The sequence below is a fragment of the Mesorhizobium sp. M1163 genome, from assembly GCF_040318415.1.
Classification (GTDB): domain Bacteria; phylum Pseudomonadota; class Alphaproteobacteria; order Rhizobiales; family Rhizobiaceae; genus Mesorhizobium.
The window spans coordinates 1-19,038 of sequence record NZ_JAMYMF010000002.1 but is presented as its reverse complement, the minus strand read 5'-3'; the positions used below and the strand labels follow the sequence as shown (position 1 = coordinate 19,038).

16 protein-coding genes and 1 pseudogene are annotated in these 19,038 nt (G+C 63.9%); 8 read left to right on the top strand and 9 right to left on the bottom strand.

What is annotated here, in order from left to right; all coding sequences use genetic code 11:
- Nucleotides 1–21: 21 nt before the first annotated feature.
- On the bottom strand, nucleotides 22–1,011 hold the full coding sequence (locus tag NKH43_RS02135) for a DUF930 domain-containing protein (protein ID WP_352856359.1): 990 nt from the start codon (nucleotides 1,009–1,011) through the stop codon (nucleotides 22–24).
- 202 nt (nucleotides 1,012–1,213) lie between these two features.
- Here NKH43_RS02135 and NKH43_RS02130 point away from each other — a divergent pair, with 202 nt between their 5' ends.
- Nucleotides 1,214–2,647, top strand: coding sequence for a coiled-coil domain-containing protein (locus NKH43_RS02130; protein WP_352481675.1), 1,434 nt, complete (start codon nucleotides 1,214–1,216; stop codon nucleotides 2,645–2,647).
- 172 nt (nucleotides 2,648–2,819) lie between these two features.
- A complete protein-coding gene (locus tag NKH43_RS02125; RefSeq protein ID WP_023722354.1) occupies nucleotides 2,820–4,343 on the top strand; it encodes a serine hydrolase in 1,524 nt (507 codons plus the stop codon).
- A gap of 30 nt (nucleotides 4,344–4,373) precedes the next feature.
- Here the strand turns inward: NKH43_RS02125 and NKH43_RS02120 are convergent, their stop codons facing one another.
- On the bottom strand, nucleotides 4,374–5,309 hold the full coding sequence (locus NKH43_RS02120) for a hypothetical protein (RefSeq protein WP_023722353.1): 936 nt from the start codon (nucleotides 5,307–5,309) through the stop codon (nucleotides 4,374–4,376).
- 285 nt (nucleotides 5,310–5,594) lie between these two features.
- On the opposite strand from NKH43_RS02120, the gene NKH43_RS02115 reads away from it, so the two are divergent.
- Nucleotides 5,595–6,035, top strand: a complete 441-nt coding sequence (locus NKH43_RS02115) for a lipid-binding SYLF domain-containing protein (RefSeq protein WP_023677323.1) — start codon at nucleotides 5,595–5,597, stop codon at nucleotides 6,033–6,035.
- A gap of 18 nt (nucleotides 6,036–6,053) precedes the next feature.
- Here the strand turns inward: NKH43_RS02115 and NKH43_RS02110 are convergent, their stop codons facing one another.
- Complete coding sequence (locus NKH43_RS02110; RefSeq protein ID WP_023722352.1) at nucleotides 6,054–6,686, bottom strand: TetR/AcrR family transcriptional regulator; 633 nt, start codon at nucleotides 6,684–6,686, stop codon at nucleotides 6,054–6,056.
- A 670-nt stretch (nucleotides 6,687–7,356) separates the two neighbouring features.
- Between NKH43_RS02110 and NKH43_RS02105 the strand changes: the two genes are divergently transcribed.
- From NKH43_RS02105 to NKH43_RS02095, 3 genes are read left to right on the top strand one after another with little or no spacing between them, the layout of a single operon-like run.
- The gene (locus NKH43_RS02105) at nucleotides 7,357–7,842 is read left to right on the top strand and encodes a (2Fe-2S)-binding protein (protein ID WP_023722351.1); all 486 of its coding nucleotides are present in this window, start codon (nucleotides 7,357–7,359) and stop codon (nucleotides 7,840–7,842) included.
- Nucleotides 7,839–8,822: an FAD binding domain-containing protein gene (locus NKH43_RS02100; protein ID WP_352856356.1), complete on the top strand. Its 984-nt coding sequence runs from the start codon at nucleotides 7,839–7,841 to the stop codon at nucleotides 8,820–8,822. The genes NKH43_RS02105 and NKH43_RS02100 overlap by 4 nt, the downstream gene beginning before the upstream one ends.
- Nucleotides 8,819–11,140 (top strand): xanthine dehydrogenase family protein molybdopterin-binding subunit, encoded by a 2,322-nt coding sequence (locus NKH43_RS02095; protein ID WP_352856354.1) that lies wholly within the window; start codon nucleotides 8,819–8,821, stop codon nucleotides 11,138–11,140. The genes NKH43_RS02100 and NKH43_RS02095 overlap by 4 nt, the downstream gene beginning before the upstream one ends.
- A gap of 235 nt (nucleotides 11,141–11,375) precedes the next feature.
- Here NKH43_RS02095 and NKH43_RS02090 read toward each other — a convergent pair whose 3' ends face one another.
- The gene (locus NKH43_RS02090; protein WP_352856352.1) at nucleotides 11,376–12,386 is read right to left on the bottom strand and encodes a zinc-dependent alcohol dehydrogenase family protein; all 1,011 of its coding nucleotides are present in this window, start codon (nucleotides 12,384–12,386) and stop codon (nucleotides 11,376–11,378) included.
- Nucleotides 12,387–12,492: 106 nt separating this feature from the next.
- On the opposite strand from NKH43_RS02090, the gene NKH43_RS02085 reads away from it, so the two are divergent.
- The gene (locus NKH43_RS02085) at nucleotides 12,493–13,422 is read left to right on the top strand and encodes a LysR family transcriptional regulator (RefSeq protein WP_352856350.1); all 930 of its coding nucleotides are present in this window, start codon (nucleotides 12,493–12,495) and stop codon (nucleotides 13,420–13,422) included.
- Between the two features lie 41 nt (nucleotides 13,423–13,463).
- Here NKH43_RS02085 and NKH43_RS02080 read toward each other — a convergent pair whose 3' ends face one another.
- The 4 genes from NKH43_RS02080 to NKH43_RS02065 all read right to left on the bottom strand — a co-directional run bounded on the left by NKH43_RS02080 (nucleotide 13,464) and on the right by NKH43_RS02065 (nucleotide 18,009).
- Nucleotides 13,464–14,222, bottom strand: a complete 759-nt coding sequence (locus NKH43_RS02080) for a slipin family protein (RefSeq protein ID WP_023722913.1) — start codon at nucleotides 14,220–14,222, stop codon at nucleotides 13,464–13,466.
- Nucleotides 14,219–15,610 (bottom strand): NfeD family protein, encoded by a 1,392-nt coding sequence (locus NKH43_RS02075; RefSeq protein WP_352856348.1) that lies wholly within the window; start codon nucleotides 15,608–15,610, stop codon nucleotides 14,219–14,221. Before NKH43_RS02075 ends, NKH43_RS02080 begins: the two co-directional genes overlap by 4 nt.
- 101 nt (nucleotides 15,611–15,711) lie before the next feature.
- Entirely contained in the window at nucleotides 15,712–16,476 is a 765-nt protein-coding gene (locus tag NKH43_RS02070) for a pseudouridine synthase (RefSeq protein ID WP_352856347.1), read from the bottom strand.
- Nucleotides 16,477–16,569: 93 nt separating this feature from the next.
- A complete protein-coding gene (locus tag NKH43_RS02065; protein WP_352856345.1) occupies nucleotides 16,570–18,009 on the bottom strand; it encodes a LuxR C-terminal-related transcriptional regulator in 1,440 nt (479 codons plus the stop codon).
- A 132-nt stretch (nucleotides 18,010–18,141) separates the two neighbouring features.
- On the opposite strand from NKH43_RS02065, the gene NKH43_RS02060 reads away from it, so the two are divergent.
- Nucleotides 18,142–18,450, top strand: a complete 309-nt coding sequence (locus NKH43_RS02060) for a hypothetical protein (protein WP_352856344.1) — start codon at nucleotides 18,142–18,144, stop codon at nucleotides 18,448–18,450.
- Between the two features lie 407 nt (nucleotides 18,451–18,857).
- On the opposite strand, the pseudogene NKH43_RS02055 reads toward NKH43_RS02060, so the two are convergent.
- Nucleotides 18,858–19,038: pseudogene (locus tag NKH43_RS02055) on the bottom strand (AhpC/TSA family protein); the annotation flags it as partial.

The window sequence follows — 19,038 nt, the reverse complement described above, 5'->3', positions numbered from 1 at the left end:
ACCTCGATCAGCCTAGGCTAGCTATTCGGCCGGCAGCCCGCGGCGTTTCAATTCGCTGCGCGGCACCGGATTTCCGACACGGAAGGCGAAGGAAATGACTTTCGTCACGTCCGGATCGACCTCGCAACGAAAGCTCAGGTCGTACCACTGTCCGTTGACGGGAAAGGGTGCACTGGCGACGTCGAGGACCGTGCCCTCCTTCAACCGATACTTGGGAATGCTGTCAAAAAAATAGGGGGGCGAGGCGTGGAGCAACTGCCCGCCGAGTTCCGTGGCGCAGAGCTGCCCGACCCGTTCGCCGCGCGGCAAAGCAGCCATTGCGATTGTCGCTATCGGATCACCGGTTGCTGCTTCCGAGAACAACGTCTTGGCTTGCTGAAGCTTCAAGGGTTTTTGCACCTTGGCCACGTTCGCTGGCTTGGGCTTAGGCGGCGCGGATGCGCCAGGCGGCGGAGCCGGGTCTTTGCCGTCTACCGCAGTCACGGCAGGTGGCTGCGCAAGATCCTGTTTATTGGGATCTTGCGGCGCCGTCGGTTGTTCCGAACCATCCTCCGCACTGTTGCCGTCCAGAGACTTGCGAGGACCAGCGTCCTTCTCGCCGAATTGGAAGACAGGCCTCTGAGGGTCGGCTTCAGGATGCGCCGGCGTCTCGATCTTTGCTTCCGGCGGCTTTTCGGGCTTGGGCGGTTTCGCAGGAGGCGGAGGTTTGGCTTTCTCCGATGGTTTGGGCGGCGGCACCAGATCCACCCCGATGGCCTGCTCCTTCTGCGGCTGCGGGGGCGACACCGGCAGCGCGGACAACAGAAGCGCCGCGGCGAGCAAATGCAGAACCGCGGAGGCAGGCAAGGCCCACCTGAATATCTGGCGCTGATCCCGTATCTCGTCCGTCATCGTGACCGGTGTGTGGAATGAAATATTGGCGGCATCAAGCACCGATGCCGCCAGACGTCGAAAATACCGGTTCATGTCGAGCTTCGACGGTTTTGCGGCGGCCGAGCAGATGCCGCCCAACGCGTTCGTTGGAACTGTCGCCGTCGCTACGAATCGCGCCATCGGCGACTGCCGCGAGGCGCGTCATTCAAATACACGAGGACAGTGGCCGAGCCTGTCCCTAGCGTGGCGTCGGCCAGAGCGCACGGTCAGGGGTGAACCCGTATTCGGGGGAGGCGAATGTTCGCTCCTTAACGGCGCTGCACGAGAGGGATATTCAGTCATGAATTTCAAAGGTTTGATCAAGCGTGCCGAGACTGTGGAGAGGGCGTTCAAGGAGCTCGAAACCGATTTGGCGGATGCGTTTAGCGAATGTCTCAACGTGGACGATCAGTCGCCGTTGAACGACGTCACTGTCCCGGATGAGACTGTGTCGGATGGGAATCTCGCGGCAATGGATGACAGCTCGCAACTTGAGGCCAATGCGGATGCCTTCGAGACCGCGCGACGGCTGACGCCCCACACGCAAACCCGGCTCGCTGCCTTAAGTGCGGTCGATGGGCTCTTTCACGACGCGCAGGAGTATCTTGGGGAGATCCATGCGAAACTGTCGGAGATCGCGACCTCGCATCATCTGACAGGCGAATTCCTGAAACTCCTCCACGGCGACATTCTTCGCGCCAACGAATTGGAGCTGGCAAATACCAGCTTGACCGCGCAACAAAGAGCACTATCCGAACAGCTCCACGATGCAACCAGAAAGCAGCGCGAGCGCGACAGCGCTATCGAGGCGCTGCAGCAGCATGAGGCGAGCCTGGTCGAGGACAAGGAAGCACTTCGCGGCGCGCTGGCTGCAGCAAGGCTGGAGCTCGTGGTGGCAGGCAATGCGAGCGCAAAACGCGAGGCCGAGTTCGGCGAGCTTGTCAAAACGCTCTCGGCCAGAGCGGTCGAGGCCAACAGACGCTCGCGCGAGAACGAGATGCTGCGGGAGAAACATGTTAGCCTGTCGATCGACCTCGACAAGGCGCTGAAACGGGAGGCCGAGGCCCGGCACAGGCTGGACGAACTCTCGACTGTCCACGCCAATGACGCCGCACAGGTTTCGGAACTGCTGGCCGCGCTTGGCAAGAGCGAGAAAGAGGAAATGCGGCTGCAGAAATCGCTCGACATGGCGCAGGCCAAGCTGTCGGAAATGACGGAAGCGGCCCGCATCAGGGACGGGGACAGGGAAGCCGAACTTGCACGCGGTGTCGCGGAGATGACCGGCTTGCGTTCTGAGATCGAGGATCTCCGATCGCGACTGGAAGCCGCCTCGAACCACAACAGCGAAGCCGTCAGCGAGATCGCCAGGCTCAAGGCTCAAGCGAGCGACGCGGTGGCCGAAAAGCAAATCGCCGAGGAAAAATTGTCTGCTCTCATGAAGGAGAGCGAAAGCGACAAGATGAACCTTTCCGCGGTCAGCGCGAATTTTTCGCAGCTTTCCCTGCAGCAGGCATCCGAACAGATACAGTTCGACGTCCAGCGGCAGGAATGCGAGGATCTGCGTGCCGAAGTCGCGTCGCTTCAAGCCCGGGTCAAGGAACTGTTGCCCTATGAGCGGCTCCACAAGGTCACCAACGCCAGACCGCGTGAAGACGGCGTGGTCGAGATCACCGCTGCGGTGGCGGAGAAGGCCCGCGCCAGCAGGCGGCGCCTTCGCCTGCGCGCGGCATCCTAGCTCAGGCGCGGCTGTCTAAATTTCGACTGGTGCGAAACCGACATCCGTCAATGGATGGCGGGTCGAGCGTGAGGCTGGCCTTCCCTGCGTCGGCCTGCAATAGTGCACGCCGGTGAAGCGGAGGGGGCTGAGCATGCGGCTATTCATAAAGCGGAACCACCTCCGTTGGAGGATGTTGGCCTTCATCGCTATCATGGTGCTTTTGCCGAAAGCGGCGTCGGCCGATACCATCCCACCCGACAGGATCGCCGCGGCCCTTGCGAAGCTCGAACTACTTGCCGAAGGCGTCGTCGCGGATGGTAGCGTGCCCGGTCTGGCCATCGGCGTCGTGCATGGCGACGAGGTGATCTTCCTCAAGGGGTTCGGGCATCGCGAAGCCGGAAAACCGGAGACCGTCGATGCGGACACGGTCTTCCAGATCGCCTCCCTCTCCAAGCCGGTCTCCGCCACCGTCGTGGCGGCGCTGGTCAGCAACGGGGTCGCTTCCTGGGATTCGAAGATCGCCGACCTCGATCCGGCTTTCCGGCTCGCCGAGCCCTATCCGACCAGCGAACTCACGGTCCGCGACCTGTTTGCGCACCGCAGCGGGCTTCCCGGCACGGCGGGCGACGACCTCGAGGACATTGGCTATGACCGCGGGGAGATCCTGCGCCGCCTGCGGTTCGTGTCGCCGTCGTCGAGCTTTCGTGCCGGCTATTCCTACAGTAATTTCGGACTGACCGAGGGTGCCGTCGCCGCCGCGAAGCCGACGGGCAAGCCCTGGGAAGAGGTCGCCGAAGAGAAGCTCTATCGTCCGCTTGGAATGGCCTCGACCAGTTCGCGTCATTCGGACTTCATCAAGCACGCCAACCGCGCCGAACTCCACGCCAAGATCGATGGCGCCTGGGCCGCGAAGGTCCAGCGCTATCCGGATGCGCAGGCGCCAGCAGGCGGCGTCAGTTCCACCGCACGCGATCTCTCTCAATGGATGCGCCTTGTGCTCGGCAACGGGGCCTACGCCGGCAAGAGACTCATTGCCGCCGATGCGCTGGACCAGACACATATTCCCTTGATGGTTCGCGGCAAGAACCCCGTCTCCGGAGGCGAGGCCTTCTACGGCCTCGGCTGGAATGTCGAATTCGGCCGGCACGGGCTGGTCTGGGGTCATGCGGGCGCCTTCAGCACCGGCGCACGCAGTCTGGTGATGCTCTTCCCCGAGGAGAAGCTTGGCATCGTCGTCATCGCCAACGCCTTTCCGACAGGCGTGCCGGAGGGACTGTCCGACAGCTTCGCCGATCTCGTCTTCGACGGAACGCTGGGGAAAGATAAGGTAAAGGCATGGAATGATATCTATGCAGGCATGTTCGGGCCGGTGATTGCGGCGGCCAAGGCCACCTATGCCGTGCCGCCCTCTCCGGCAAGTCCGGCCGGGCCAGCCAGTGCCTATGCCGGCCGTTACTTCAACGACTTCATCGGCGATGCTATTGTGTCGGGCGAAGGAGAGGCTCTTGTCCTCAAGGTCGGGCCCGCCGGTGCGCGGTCCTATCCACTGAAGCATTTCGACCGCGACCTCTTCGTGACCTTCCCCGATGCCGAGATGCCGGACAGGCCCTCGGCCGTCAGCTTTGTCATCGACCCCGACGGCAAGGCGTCGGCCGTGACCATCGAGTTTCTCAACGACAATCATCTCGGCACGCTGCAGCGCGAGGGTGATTAGCCGTCGCGGGGCGGGCGAGCCTTTGCCGGTTCAGGATGCCGGGCCGAACTGGAGCAATTTGAAGCAATCGCCGCTGCCCGGCGTCGCTTGCGTCAGGAAGGGTTTCGACCGGTCGATCCATTCTTGGTGCGACCTGGCATCGGCTTCGATCTCATTGGCCGGTGCAAGCTTGACGAAACCGCGCCCCTTGCTGAACAGCCAGCATGCGCGGCCGAGAAACCGCCTGCTGCGCTGGCGCAGGAGGTCGGCATCATAAAAAATGTCGAGCACCTCCTGCTTGATCTTCCGCTCCTTTTCGGGATTGGCGATCGCAACCTCGATCGCCTCGCCGCCGATCGCATCCTGCAGGTCCTTGTAATCCAGGGCGATCTGAGTGGTGGCATATTTGATGTCGCTCTCGTCCCGGACGATGTTGAACCATAGCGTTGGGTTGAGCTCGTTGACGACGAACGATGCTTCGAAATCGCGTGATAAATTCAGGGTATCGAACCCCTGAACATCGACGTCGCGTTCGACCAGAAGGATCTGCGAAACCTGCTTGGCGAGCGCCGTCCCGTGGGCGCTGACCGCGGCATTGTTGCCGCCGAGTTCCGGACTGACATAGGCGCCGCCATCATCCAGCAGCGCATCGAATTCGCCAAGGGCCTCCACGACGGCGCCGCCGCGGGCAATACGCGCCGCCAGTTTGGCGAGAACCTGCTGGAGCTCCGTTTCGCGTTTACGCTGGTCCTGATAGTTCTGCTGGAAAAAGAAGATGAACAGGGACACGCCAATGCCGATCAGGATCACGCCCAGCTGCGAAAAGATGTTGCGATAATATTCCAGCAGCTTTTCACGATGGCGTACGTCGTCACGCACACTGTGCGCCACACGGAGATTGACGATCAGCGAAACGACCAGGAGCCCGGCACCGACCAGGATCAGGCCGCCGATCAGCAGATAGCCGTAGCCAGAGTTCAAATCCATTCTTTGCCGCGCTCCCGAAACCCCAGACAGCGCAGACTAATACCGTTCGGCTTCAACACCTACGTTTTCATAGGAGCGCCGGCGAAGGATTCCCACCATTCGGCCGCTGTTCTTACAGCCAGGTCTATGCTCGCCGTCCGCCTCGTTTCGTAGCGGTCTTCTCGCAGCCGAATTCAGGCCGCGTGCTTGGAACCAATGACGGGCGAGACTGTTCAGCTATGACTTTGATACGACGCCGATGTGCCCGGTCGGCTGGGCATGCGGCGATCTTGAGGAGTTCTCATCATGAAGATTTCGTCCAGATTTCGTTCAGTCGCGGTTGCCGTCATCGCCGCCGCGGCAGTTAGCTTTGCCAGCGTCGCGCATGCCGACAGCGGTACGATCCGCTTCGCCATCTACAAGGCGGCCTTTTTCATCGGCGGCTCCGGAGGCGAGGGCACACTGACCTTCCATGGTCGCCGATATCCCATCTCGGTCGGCGGCATCTCGGGCGGCCTCGCCTTCGGCGCCTCCAAGACCTATTTCAAAGGTACCGTGCGCCACATACGCCGCGCCCGGGATGTGACGGGGGTGTACGGTGCAGCGGGCGGTGGCGGCGCGCTTGGCAAAGGAGCCCAGGTGATCGTCATGACCAATGACAAGGGTGCCCAACTCGAACTCACAGGCAGGCAGGTAGGTCTGCAAGTCAACGCCGATCTCAGCGGTATGAGCATCTCGCTGAAATAAGGGCAGTCATTGCATTCGTCATTCCCTGGATGGGCCGGATTTGGCCGCTCCAAACCGCAGCCCATCCATCAGCAGCGACACCAATCGGCGCGAGCGGTCGCGCCAGTCCTTGGTGTCCGGGGCCGAATAGATGCCGCCCAGCGCATGCAGCACGTCGGAGGCATCGACGTCGCTGCGGATCGAGCCGTTGGCGACCGCGGCATCGATCAGCCGCCGCAAAGCCAGCGTCACCCTGCCCGAAACGTCGGAGAACAGGGTGGAGTTGGTTGTGAGCAGGATGCGCAGGCTTGTCGACAGCCCGCGCTTGGTGGCGATGTAGTCGACGAAGCGCTGCATCCATTGTTCGAGCGCGACGTCGGGCACATGATCGTGGGCGAGTTCGTCGGCCGCCTGGCACAGTCCTTCCACTTCGCGCCGATAAACCACCTCGACCAGATGCTCGCGCGTTGGGAAATGCCGGTAGAGCGTGCCGATGCCGACGCCGGCCTGACGCGCAATCTCCTCCAGCGAGGCATCGACGCCATGCGCGGCAAAGGCTTTCGCCGCGACCTCGACCAGTGCGTCGCGGTTGCGCTGCGCGTCGGCGCGCAGCGGTTTTGCAGCGGCGGCTTCGGCCTTGTCTCCAGATATGACGGGCGGCTCTGCGGCCAATTTTTTCTCCAGTGTTGATCCGAATAGGGCAGGCCCCGTTTCAACAACGGAGACGCCTCCAACTTCGTTACGCCTCCGACAAATATAATCGCAAGTAAATACAATCACAGGATCGAGTCTGGGCCGGCGTTCCGCATCTTGCCTGTCCCGGTGGATGACGACGGAGGATATTTCCTGGCGCGGCCGGCACTCCTCATCTGTTCGGCCGATGCCCTGAGGCAAAAATGAGCCGACATTGAGCACGATCCCCTCAGGATCATTGGACTGTCCTGCCCCTACAGACAGTTCAGAGAGCACCACCGGCTTGGGCCGGTGGTGCTTTTTTGTCTCCAGGCATGACGGCTGGCTGCTGCCAATTTTCTCCAATTTTGATCATTTTCGATCCTGGGCTTGAACAGGGCCGAGCAGGTCCTTAGGTAATAAGCGGAGGCGCCTCCGATTGTGGAGCGCCTTTCTCATGTAATCACGGGATCGGGTATGTCACGTCTTTCGACCTCGCAAGCCGCAGCCTCCCCGAGGTCGCGCCAAGTCAGGCAGACCCCCTCTGCCCTGCCGGGCATTTCCCCCAAGGGGAAGATAGCCTTCACCTAGCCATAAGCTGACCTTGCCGCTCGCCGGCCGGGCAACAGATCATCCCCTCCCGCGTCAAGCAACTGGAGCCAGACGCCCCATGACAAGCAAAACCCGAACTCCAATCCAACTTCAAATCAACGGACATCGACATGAGCTGGAGGTCGAACCGCGCGTTACCCTGCTCGACGCCTTGCGCGACCATCTCGGCCTGACCGGCACCAAGAAGGGCTGCGACCAGGGCCAGTGCGGCGCCTGCACGGTGCATATCGACGGCCAGCGCGTGCTGGCCTGCCTGACGCTTGCCACTCAGGCTGAGAGCAGGGACATCACCACCATCGAAGGGCTTGCCGGGGAGGATGGCACGCTGCATGCGGTGCAGGCCGCCTTCCTCGAACAGGATGCCTTCCAGTGCGGCTATTGCACGCCGGGCCAGATCATGTCGGCGGTCGCCTGCATTCGCGAGGGCCATGCCGGTTCCGACGAGGAGATCCGCGAATACATGGCCGGCAATCTCTGCCGCTGCGGCGCCTATCCGCATATCATCGCCGCCGTGCGCCAGGCGGCCGTGGAGGCCGCGTCATGAGGGACTTTTCGTATCTCCGCGCCGGCTCCGTCGATGCAGCCCGTGAGGCAGCAGCACTTCCCGGCGCCATGCTTTTGGCCGGCGGCACGACGCTTGTCGATCTCGCGAAATGCGGCGTTGCCGAACCCGAGACCGTGGTCGACATCACCCATCTCAAGGGACTGAACACGATTGCCGTTGATGACCGGGGCGCCACGATCGGCGCGCTGGCCAGGATGAGCCGCGTCGCCGACCATGCCGATATCAAGAGTCGGTTCCCAGCCGTCTCGGAAGCATTGTGGCAGGCCGCATCGGCGCAGTTGCGCAACATGGCGACGATCGGCGGCAATTTGATGCAGCGTACGCGCTGCCCCTATTTCCGCGATCCGGCGAATTTCCCCGCTTGCAACAAGCGCTCGCCCGGCAGCGGCTGCTCGGCGATCGGCGGCGTCACCCGTGGTCATGCCGTGCTCGGCACCAGCGAAGCCTGCATCGCCACCTATCCCGGCGACCTGGCGGTTGCGCTCGTCGCCTTCGACGCGATCCTCCATCTCGGCGACCGTCAGGTCGCCGTCGATGATTTTTTCCTGCCGCCGGGCAGCACGCCCGAACGGGAACATGCGATCGAACCCGGCGAGATGATCACCGCGATCGGCATTCCCGCTTCGGCCGCCGCCCGCCGCTCGACCTATCTCAAGGTCCGCGACCGCCAGTCCTATGAATTCGCCGCGGCAAGTGCCGCGGTCGGTATCGAGTTCGAGGCCGACGGAAGGACGATCCGCGATCTGCGCGTCGCGCTTGGCGGCGTCGCCACCAAGCCATGGCGCGCCCGCGCCGTCGAAGAGGCGCTGAAAGGCAAGGTGCTCGAGCCGGAGGTCGTCAGGCAAGCCAGCCTGCTCGCCGTCGAGGGCGCCGTCGACCATGGCGCCAACCACTACAAGATCGAACTGGCGCCGCGCGTCGTCGCCCGCGCCATCCTCAAAATGGGGGAAACGGCATGACCGTTCACGAGTTGAGAACAAGACCTGGCGATGCCAAACGCGGCGACGCTTCGGACGGCGCCGTCCTCGCGGATCAGGTCGGCGGCCGGCTGTCGCGCGTCGACGGACCGGCCAAGATCACCGGTGCCGCCAAATACGCCGTCGAGCAGCAGCTCGAGGGGCTCACCTATGCGGTGCTGGTCGAGAGTACCATTGCCGCCGGCCGGGTGCAGTCGATCGACACGGCAGCGGCCGAAGCCGCGCCGGGCGTGCTGCTGGTGCTGACGCCCGACAATTTCCTGCCGCTGAGAACCGCCACGGACTGGCTGGGCACGCCGCCGCCGGCTGTTGCCTATTGCCCGCTGGCGCGCAGCATCACCTTCAGCGGCCAGCATATCGCGGCGGTGGTGGCCGAGAGCTTCGAACAGGCGGTCGCAGCCGCGGCGCTGGTCAAGATCGCCTATGACGAGGCGCCGGCGATCGTCGACCTCAGCGATCCGAAAGCCGGCGACGGCATTGCGGTCGATGCGATGACCAAGGAGTGGGGTGAGGCGGAGACCGCGTTCGCCTCGGCTCCGGTCAGGATCTGCAACGCCTACAACACGCCGCGCGAATACCAGGCGCCGATGGAGCCGCATGGCCTGATCGCAAAGTGGCAGGACGACCAACTCACGGTCTGGGAGCCCAGCCAATGGCTCGACGGCATGGCGCGGACCTATGCCGAATGGTTTGGCGTGCCGTTCGAGAATGTGCGCCTGGTTTCGCCCTATATTGGCGGCGGCTTCGGCTCCAAGGCGTTCGCCTATGGCTACGGCGCGGTGGCGGCGGTGGCCGCGAAAATGCTGGGACGGCCGGTGAAGCTGGCGGTCAGCAGGCCGCAGACCTTCACCGCCTATGGCGGACGGGCGGCGACGCGCCAGACCGTGGCGCTCGGCGCCAACGCAGAGGGTCAGATCCAGTCGATCGTGCATCGCGGCGTCAACGAGACCTCGGTCGACGGCATGTGGGTCGAGCCGCTCGGCTCGGTCACCTCGGTCATGTACGCGACGCCGAATTTCTCGTCGCGGCAGAACGTCGTGCGGGTCAACACGGTGGTGCCGGGGGCCTTGCGCGCGCCGGGCGAGAACCCGAGCGCCTTCGGCATCGAAAGCGCGATCGACGAGCTCGCCTATGACGTCGGTATCGACCCGCTGGAAATCCGGCTCAGGAACTATGCCGAGCAGGATCCGCATGCGAAGAAGCCGTGGTCGACGCGGCAGCTGCGCGAGGCGTTCGCGGCCGGCGCGGCAGCTTTTGGCTGGTCGAAGCGCAGCCCCCGGCCGCGCTCGATGCGCGACGGCAACCAGCTGATTGGCTGGGGTGTCGCCGCCGGCACCTACCCGGTGCGGCGCGCCTATGGCGAGGCGGTCGTGCGCATTCTCGCCGACGGCTCGGTCGAGGTCGAAAGCTCGTCGATCGATATGGGGCAGGGCACCTACACGATCCTGGCGCAGACGGCCGCCGAAGTGCTGGGCGTCCCGGCGGAAAACGTCGTCGTCAAGCTCGGTGACTCCCGCTATGCCCGCGCCGGCGTCACCGGCGGCTCGCGGCTGGCCGGGGTGATGACCGGCGCCGTGCACAAGGCGGCGAGTGCCGCGCTCGACCAGCTGGTCGGGCTCGCCATCAGCGATCCAAATTCGCCTTTCCATGCGCTGCAGGCCAACACGCTTGTCGTCGTCAATGGCCGCATTTCGTCGCCGCGCGGCGACGGCCCCGAAGTTGCCATCGCCGAACTGCTCAGCAGCGTCGGGCGCCAGCATATCGAGGCCAAGGGCGACACCATGCCGGCCAATTCGACGGTCGAGGACCGCTACAAGAACTACACCACCATAGCCATGGCGCTGCCGCACACCGAGGGCGACTATTCCCGCCACAGCTGGTGCGCGCATTTCATCGAAGTGCGCGTCGACGAGGACTTTGGCACGGTTCGTGTGTCGCGCGTGGTATCGGCGCTGGATTCGGGCCGGCTCTATAACCCCAAGCTCGCCGAAAGCCAGTGGAAGGGCGGCATCATCATGGGCATCGGCCAGGCGCTGCTCGAGGAAGGCATCGTCGACCGCCGCCACGGCCGCATCGTCAACAACAACCTCGCCGACTATCTCATCGCCACCAATGCCGACATTCCCGACATCGAGGTGATCTCGGTCGGTATTCCCGACCCGCATTCCTCGGTGCTTGGCGGCAAGGGGGTCGGCGAGCTAGGCATCGTCGGCGTGGCGCCGGCGATCGCCAACGCGGTATTCCACGCCACCGGGAAACGGGTGCGGGATCTGCCGATCACGCTGGAGAAGTTGATTTAGGCGGACGCGGTGGAACTGCCAATCTCCCCCCTCGTGGGGGAGATGCCCGGCAGGGCAGAGGGGGGCGTGAAGGATCGCCAGCGTTCAGTTCAACTTTGATGAGCTGAGAACCTTACGTACGTGCGCGAACTGCTATTGCCTGATAGGCTGGAGGGACAGTGCCCCTCTCTGTCCTGCCGGACATCTCCCCCACGAGGGGGGAGATCGGCAGCTTGATCGCTCTGCCTTTTCAGGCTCACCACGACAGACTGAACGCGAGCTTGCCGAAATGCCGGCCGCCGGCCGCCATGTGGGCGTAGGCCTCGGTCGCCTGGTGCTGGCTGTAGATTGTGTCGATGACCGGATCGATACGGGCGGCGCCGATGGCGCGCGCGGCGTCGCGCAGGTCGGATACCGAACCGGTGTTGTTGCCCACTATCTTGAGCGCCTTGATGATGATCGGCAGCAGGTTCGTGGTGGCCTCGGCGCCGGTGACGAAGCCGATGGCGAACACCGTGCCGCCGGGCGCCGCGGCATTGATTGAGCGGGCGAAGGTAGCCGAGCCGCCGGTTTCGACGATCAGGTCGGCGCCGAGGCCGTCGGTCAGCTCGAGCACCTTGGCGTCCCAGTCCGGTGTCTCACGATAATTGATGAGATGATCCGCACCCAAGGCCTTGGCGCGGGCCAGCTTTTCGTCAGACGACGAGGTGATGATGACCGTGGCGCCGGCTGCCTTGGCCAGTTGCAGGGTCAAGATCGAGACACCGCCGGTACCGAGCAGGACGACGACTGATCCGGGCCCGGCATCGGCGGCGTGGATCGCGTTCCAGGCGGTGGTGCCAGCGATCGGCAGCGTTGCTGCCGCTTCGAAGGACAAGTGAGCCGGCATCGGCACGACGGCATTGGCCGGCAGCACGACATATTCGGCGAGCGAGCCGGGCAGTGTCAGCCCGCGCATCTCTCTGGTCTCATAAGGCCGCGGACGACCGCCGATCCAGCGCGGTTTTGCATGGGCGATGATGCGGTCGTTGACGGCGAGCCTCGACACGCCCTCGCCGATGCCGACGATCTCGCCGGCGCCGTCGACGACGGGAATGAGCGGAAAGCTCGGGCCTGGATAGTTGCCGCTCGCGATCGCGACGTCGACAAAGTTGAGGCTTGCGGCGCGCAGGCGGATCAGCACTTCGCCGCGCTGCGGTTCAGGCGTGGGAACGGTGGCCGCGCGAAACGCGTCCAGTCTCGGGGCAGTCAGTTCGATCGCTTTCATGTCTCACTCCGGTTGATGGGCCGATTGACGGGCCGGGATTGAGTGAAACTAGCTGCTGCGCTATTGGTATATAATCCTTGGCTTTTACATTTGAGCTCTGCGCCAGATGCAGCAATCGCACGAACCGGCAGCATTGGCCGAAATGGCCGCCTTCGCGGCAATCGCCGAAGCACGCTCCTTCACCAAGGCGGCGGCTCGCATCGGCCGCGACGCAACGATCCTGTCGCGGCGCCTTGCCTCGCTGGAGGAGCGGTTGGGCGTGCGCCTGCTGCACCGGACGACGCGAAGCGTGTCGCTGACCGAGGCGGGTTCGGAGTTCCTCGTCCGCATCCGCGCTATCCTGGCCGCCGTCGACGAGGCCGAGGCCGCAGCGTCGGCGCATGCCGGCGGCGGGCCGCGCGGCGTGCTACGGCTGGCGCTGCCCGGCTCGTTCGGGCGCATGTGGATCGGCCCGCTGCTGCCGCAGTTTCTCACCGAATTTCCCGACATCCGTATCGAGGCCGAGTTCTCCAACCGTTTCGTCGATCTCGTCGCCGAGAATTTCGATGTCGCCGTTCGTCTCGGCGCGCTGGAGGATTCGCGGCTGGTGGCGCGCAAGGTCGCGACACGGCGGCGGCTGCTGTGCGCCGCGCCGTCCTACCTCGCCCGCCGGGGCACGCCGGCTGCGCCGGAAGCGCTGCTGGAACACAGCTGTCTCGGCTTCTCAGGCTTCCAGACCTTTCCGGCCTGGGAGATGACCGACACCACGGGCCGCCGCGTCAGTATCGAGGTCTCCGGCCCGCTGGTCACCGACGACGCCGAGGTCCTGGTCGAAGCCGCCGTGCAAGGCGTCGGGCTGATGATGAGCACGGATTGGCTGGTCGGACGCGAGCTCGCCGACGGCCGGCTGGTGCCAGTGCTGGAGGACTGGACGCTTGCCGACGAAGGGGCCGTCTATGTCGTCATGCCTTCGGCCAAGGGGCAAGCCGCCAAGACACGTGCCTTCGCCGACTGGATCGGCAAACGCTTTGCGCCGGTCCCGCCGTGGCAGAGGTGAGGGTGCTGATCTCCCCACGAGGGAGATTATGCGCTCCTCGCTCACTTCCCGCCCTGCTTGATGAAATGACCGAGCAGATCCATTGGCACCGGAAACACGACCGTCGACGAGCGCTCGCCGGCGATGTCATGGAGAGCCTCGAAATAGCGTAGCTGCATGGCTTGCGGTGCTTCGGCCAGCATCTTGCCAGCCTCGACGAGCTTTGCCGCCGCCTGTTGTTCGCCGTCGGCATTGATCACTTTCGCACGCCGCAGCCGTTCCGCCTCGGCCTGCTTGGCGATGGCGCGGACCATGTTCTCGTTGAGGTCGACATGCTTGATCTCGACATCGGAGACCTTGATGCCCCAGGCATCGGTGCGCTGGTCGAGAATCTCCTGGATATCGCTGTTGAGCTTGTCACGTTCGGCCAGCATTTCATCGAGCTCATGCTTGCCGAGCACCGAGCGCAGCGTGGTCTGTGCCAGCTGGTTGGTGGCGGTCATGAAGTCTTCGACCTGGATCACCGCCCGCTCGGCGTCGACGATACGAAAATACAGCACCGCGTTGACCTTCACCGAGACGTTGTCACGCGAGATCACGTCCTGCGGCGGCACGTCCTGGACCACCACTCGCAGGTCGACCTTCACCATCTGCTGCACGAACGGGATGAGGATGATAAGGCCGGGGCCCTTGACCCCGGTGAAGCGGCCGAGCGTGAAGACCACCCCGCGCTGATATTCCCTCAGGACGCGAATGGCCGCGGATAAGAACATGACCACGACGAGCGCTGCTGCCAGATACGCCACATAACCGATGATCATTGCCTTGCTCCATCGCTTCCCACATTGCGGCGCCGTATCGTCAGCACAAGACCCCTGACATCAGCCACCTCGACGCTGTCGCCCACCGCAAGCGGTTCGTCGGCTTTTGCCCGCCAGCGCTCGCCCCGGGCGAGCACGTGGCCCTCGCTGCCCTGCCAGTCGAGAATCTCCGCCGGCAGCCCCTGCATGGCCTGTGCGCCAACACGCGGAACGTTCTTGCGGGCCGCCCACAGATAGCTGCCGGTCAACAGCGCCAGGCCGAGCGTCAGGACGGCGGCGGTGCCGATAACGGCCCACGACATCTCGAAGCCGGGCCCCTCGATCTTGAGCAGCATGGCAGCGCCCAGCAGAAACGCAGCCACGCCTCCCAGCCCAAGGACCACTGTCGGGTTCAAGGCTTCGACGACGAGAAAGATGATGCCAAGCAGCATCAAGGCAAGGCCGGCATAGCTGATCGGCAGGAGATTGAGCGCATAGAGGCCGAGCAGAAGGCAAATCGTGCCGATCACGCCAGGCGCGACCGCGCCCGGGCTCGTGAATTCGAAGACGAGGCCATAGACGCCGACCAGCATCAGGATGACGGCGATGTTTGGGTCCGTGATGACGGCGAGAAGCCGGATGAGCCAGCCTGGTTCGAGCGTTTCAACCGGCAGCCCTTTCGTCGCCAATGCCTCTTTCTTGCCGGCGATCTCGACGGTCCGGCCGTCGGCCAGTTGAAGCAACTCGGTGGTGTCGCGGGCGACGAAGTCGATGACATGCTCCTGCAGCGCCGCGCCGGCCGACAGGCTGGCCGCCTCGCGCACGGCCTTTTCACCCCATTCGGCATTGCGCCCGCGCAATTCAGCCAGGCTGCGGATCAGGGCAACGGCGTCGTTCGTCGCCTTGGCGATCATCGCATCGCCCGCGGGTGCGTTCTTCTTGTCCTTGTCCGCCTCCGGGCCATCGTTCTTGCCGCCGGGAAACGATGGCAGCGGCCCGCCCATCTCGATCGGCGTTGCCGCGCCCAGATTGGTGCCGGGCGCCATCGCCGCTACATGGGTAGCATAGAGGATGTAGGTTCCGGCGCTCGCCGCGTGCCCGCCGGCGGGCGCGACATAGCCGATGACGGGAACCGGCGAGGCGAGGATAGCGGCGATCATCTCGCGCATGCTGGTGACCAGCCCGCCGGGCGTGTCCATCTGCAGGATAAGAGCCTGGGCGTTTCGGTCCGCGGCCACCGCCAGCGCTTCCTCGAGCTGCCTGGCACTCGCCGGACCGATGGCGCCGTCGATCTCGACGCGCAACACAATTTTCTCCCGGCCGTTCGCCTCTCCGGTTGCAGAAGGGGGACAAACGGCCGCAGCAGCCACGAAAGCCGCGGCAAGCAGGACCGCACGCGCGAGTTTCACGCTCAAAGCTCCATATCTAGGATATGGGCTGGATTTTGCCGAAATCCATGAGAACGCTCATCAAACCGGCCTGGGCACTGAGTGATGCTTCGCTCTGCCCTTCAGGCCCGAAGCAGCGCCAGCTCTTCGGCGGTCAGATGGCGGGCCTTGCCTTTGGCAAGCTCGCCGAGTTGCAGAGATCCGATCGCAACGCGCACCAGGCGCAGCACCTCAATCTCATGGGCGCCGAGCAGCCGGCGGATATGGCGGTTGCGGCCCTCGTCGAGCACGATTTCCAGCCAGGCGGTGCTGGTGCCGCCGCGCAACAGCTCGATCGAGCGGGCCGTCAGCAAGTCGCCGTCGACTGTCGCGCCAGCGCGCAACCGCGCCAGCATGGCCTCGTCGGGCAGGGCGCCAATCTGCACGTGATAGGTCTTGGCAACATGCGAGGCGGGGTCGAGCAGGCGCTGCGCGAAGCGCGTGTCGTTGGTCATCAACAGCAGGCCTTCGCTGGCCTTGTCGAGGCGGCCGACCGGCGAGACGAAGGGCAGGTCGAGGCCTGCCAGGCAATCATAGACGGTGCCGCGGTCCTGCGGGTCGTCGCGGGTGGTAACCAGGCCGCGCGGCTTGTTGAGCATCAGATAGACCTTGCGCTCGGCGGCGACGCGGCGGCCGTCGACCTCGATGCGGTCGCGGCCGGGATCGACGCGCATCGCGCCGTTGCGCACGATCTTGCCGGCGACCCGCACGCGCCCCTCGGCAACCAGAAGCTCGGCCTGCTTACGCGAGCACAGGCCAAGCTTCGACAGGGCGCGGCAGAGGCTGACGCCGGGAGGCTGGCCCGCGGGGGCAGGGCGCTGCCGGGCAATGTTCGGTCGTGGCGACATGGCGTTGGTTCTCGTTACGCGTTTCCAGTATAACCGGCTGCCGGCTGTGTCCACGCAAGGACTGGAATGTCGCCTCGGATGCATGCGGCCCTGTTAGACGAGCCTTGCCAGCCTTGCTGCGTCGCGTATGGCCAGCACGGCATCCGGATTGGTCACGGGATAGGCAGTGATGAAGCGTTCGACCGAAAATTCGGGGAATTCGGCTTTCAAACGGGCGGCAAACCTGGCCGCTTCGCCGGCCTCACCCGTGGCCGCATGCGCGAGCGCCAGAAACATCAGCACGTCTGGCGACTCCGGCGAACTCCGGCGGAGCGCCGCAATGGCTTGCCGGTGTCTGCCGGCGGCGAACAGAATGCGGCCCTGCATGCCGAAATACCAGGGCGGGGCCAGTGGGTTAAGCCGCATGGCACGCTCGATGAGCGGAATTGCCTCGGCGGGATCGCCAACGACAAGCGCCTTGCTGCCGGCAAGTAGCGGCAATATGCCGGCATGATTGAAGCCGTATTCGAGAGCGCGCCGGTGGGCGCGCTCCGCTCCTTCGAGATCGCCAAGGCATGCTCTGAGGTTGCCAAGGCACGCGTGGGCGCAGCTGTCCGTCGGGTCGAGGCGCAGTGCGTTTTCGGCCGCCGTCCGCCAGTTCTCGATCGAGGTCAGCACGTCGTCGCCAAAGCCGTTGCAGGCCTCGATCGAATAGGCATAGGCGAGTTCGGCCCAGCAGTTGGCGAAAGTGGGGTCAAGCTCCAGCGCTCGTAAAAACAGACGGATCGCCGCCGCATTGCCGGCGCGGCTGAACGTCGTGTGCTGTTCTACACCGAGCAGATAGCAATCATAGGCGCGCAGGCTGGCCGGCGGCTTGCGGCGAACCGCGTTGCGGCCGACGGTGGCGAGGGTTCCGTAACTGCCGGCGAACACATTGATGATGCTTTCGGTCAGGCTGTCCTGCAGCTCGAAAATGTCCTCGACAGGCCGGTCGTAGCGCTCCCTCCACAGGCTGACGCCGTTACGAGCATCGGCAAGCTCTATCGTCAAGCGAACCCTCTGGTCGTCGGCGCGCAACCGGCCCGAAACTATATAGGTGACGCCGAGCGTCTTACCGTCCGCGGCAAAATCGGCCGGCTTGCTGCCCAGCGATTTCATCGTGTGAAAGGCTATGACAGGCAGGCCTGCGTAGCGCGCCAGGTCGATGGTGATGTCCGACGACAGGCCATCGGCAAAGCGACGCCATCGCTCTTCGGAATTGAGGCATTCAATCGGGAATATGGCAAGCGCTGGCGGGGCTTCGGACAAAGGCAAAAGCGCTTCCTGCGACGCGCGCGGGATACCGCTAAAGTAGGTCGCAAGCCCGATCTTGGTCCGTACGCCGAGCTTTTCGTAGATGCTCGCAAGGTGAGTGCGAACTGTGGTCGGGGCAATGAAAAGCGCCTTGCCGATTTCACGGTAAGTCATACCGGACGCGAATTTTTCCGCAACCGCGCGCTCGCGACCCGACAAGGCGTCGAGCGCCCGCGCTTTCGAAGCGTCGTTGAGCATCATGCTGGAACCCCGTCCCCAGCGGAAGAATACTACAAATGGAGGAGGTCGAATACTGCATCTGCCCGATGCCGCCGCTGACGCACAAACTGCAAGATCGCCCGCAGCAACAGCTGTAGTCAGGGGAGGGCTTCCATGCGTACCGTTTCGGTCGTTATTGCACGCACGATTTTGAGTTTTTCGGCGGGTCTGTCGCCGTCGTTCGCAAGAGGATGCAGGCAGGTGCTGGAATCGGATGTGAAAATCACGAGCATGCGACTCTACGCCGACATTCTGGCCAATGCCGCTCGTAACGGCTGGGACTACACGCCTGAATCGATCGTCAGCGGCTCAAAGCGGCATTTCGAGGAGATGAAGCTCCAGTTGAACAACGCCGGCTATGAGATCGTGCCCGTCGGCGTCCGCCTGTATTGCAAACGGTCGGACAAGCTCGCCGCCCGCTAGCAACCAGTGATCCGCCCTTTGCGGCGCAAGCTTTCGGCAATGTTGAGCAGAAGTCCGCGCCGGATCCATCTTGATCCGCTCAGCGCCGTGGGCTGTCAACGCGCCCAGAAATCTTCCCGATCCTGCCGCCCGACACCGGGCGACACCTCAGGTAAACGCGCCGGGTACACACCCGGGCAGCAGACCATCCCAGTGCCCACCGGACGTCCTAACTCATGAGGGATTTTATGGGGCTCGAAGACGACCATGCGTCACTCCGCCTGGACCACGCGCTGTACCACTTGGACGGCACGCCAGCCGGCCGTTAGCCCTCCGCGCCTGAGCATCTCGACGATTGTTAAATCCAAAGAATCACCACAGGACGGTGGCCGTCGAGCGCGTTGTTAGCAGCCCATTTCCGCAGCCTGTTAATGTGCAACTTGGGAAGCTGCCGACATCAATTCCTCGGGATTCGGCGCTCTGAAGGTGTTGAGGCCATCCTCCAGAACTTCAGTGAAGTTCCGGCGTACGATGCCCGCCCGGTCGATTAGGAACTGACCGACAAGCTGCGCCTGGCTGGAAGCCATCGCCTGCTGATCGACTTCCGTA

Coding starts and splice junctions, on each gene's coding strand:
- NKH43_RS02130 (WP_352481675.1), top strand. CDS start 1,214: ATGAATTTCAAAGGTTTGATCAAGCGTGCCGAGACTGTGGAGAGGGCG.
- NKH43_RS02125 (WP_023722354.1), top strand. CDS start 2,820: ATGTTGGCCTTCATCGCTATCATGGTGCTTTTGCCGAAAGCGGCGTCG.
- NKH43_RS02120 (WP_023722353.1), bottom strand. CDS start 5,309: ATGGATTTGAACTCTGGCTACGGCTATCTGCTGATCGGCGGCCTGATC.
- NKH43_RS02115 (WP_023677323.1), top strand. CDS start 5,595: ATGAAGATTTCGTCCAGATTTCGTTCAGTCGCGGTTGCCGTCATCGCC.
- NKH43_RS02105 (WP_023722351.1), top strand. CDS start 7,357: ATGACAAGCAAAACCCGAACTCCAATCCAACTTCAAATCAACGGACAT.
- NKH43_RS02100 (WP_352856356.1), top strand. CDS start 7,839: ATGAGGGACTTTTCGTATCTCCGCGCCGGCTCCGTCGATGCAGCCCGT.
- NKH43_RS02095 (WP_352856354.1), top strand. CDS start 8,819: ATGACCGTTCACGAGTTGAGAACAAGACCTGGCGATGCCAAACGCGGC.
- NKH43_RS02090 (WP_352856352.1), bottom strand. CDS start 12,386: ATGAAAGCGATCGAACTGACTGCCCCGAGACTGGACGCGTTTCGCGCG.
- NKH43_RS02085 (WP_352856350.1), top strand. CDS start 12,493: ATGCAGCAATCGCACGAACCGGCAGCATTGGCCGAAATGGCCGCCTTC.
- NKH43_RS02080 (WP_023722913.1), bottom strand. CDS start 14,222: ATGATCATCGGTTATGTGGCGTATCTGGCAGCAGCGCTCGTCGTGGTC.
- NKH43_RS02070 (WP_352856347.1), bottom strand. CDS start 16,476: ATGTCGCCACGACCGAACATTGCCCGGCAGCGCCCTGCCCCCGCGGGC.
- NKH43_RS02065 (WP_352856345.1), bottom strand. CDS start 18,009: ATGATGCTCAACGACGCTTCGAAAGCGCGGGCGCTCGACGCCTTGTCG.
- NKH43_RS02060 (WP_352856344.1), top strand. CDS start 18,142: ATGCGTACCGTTTCGGTCGTTATTGCACGCACGATTTTGAGTTTTTCG.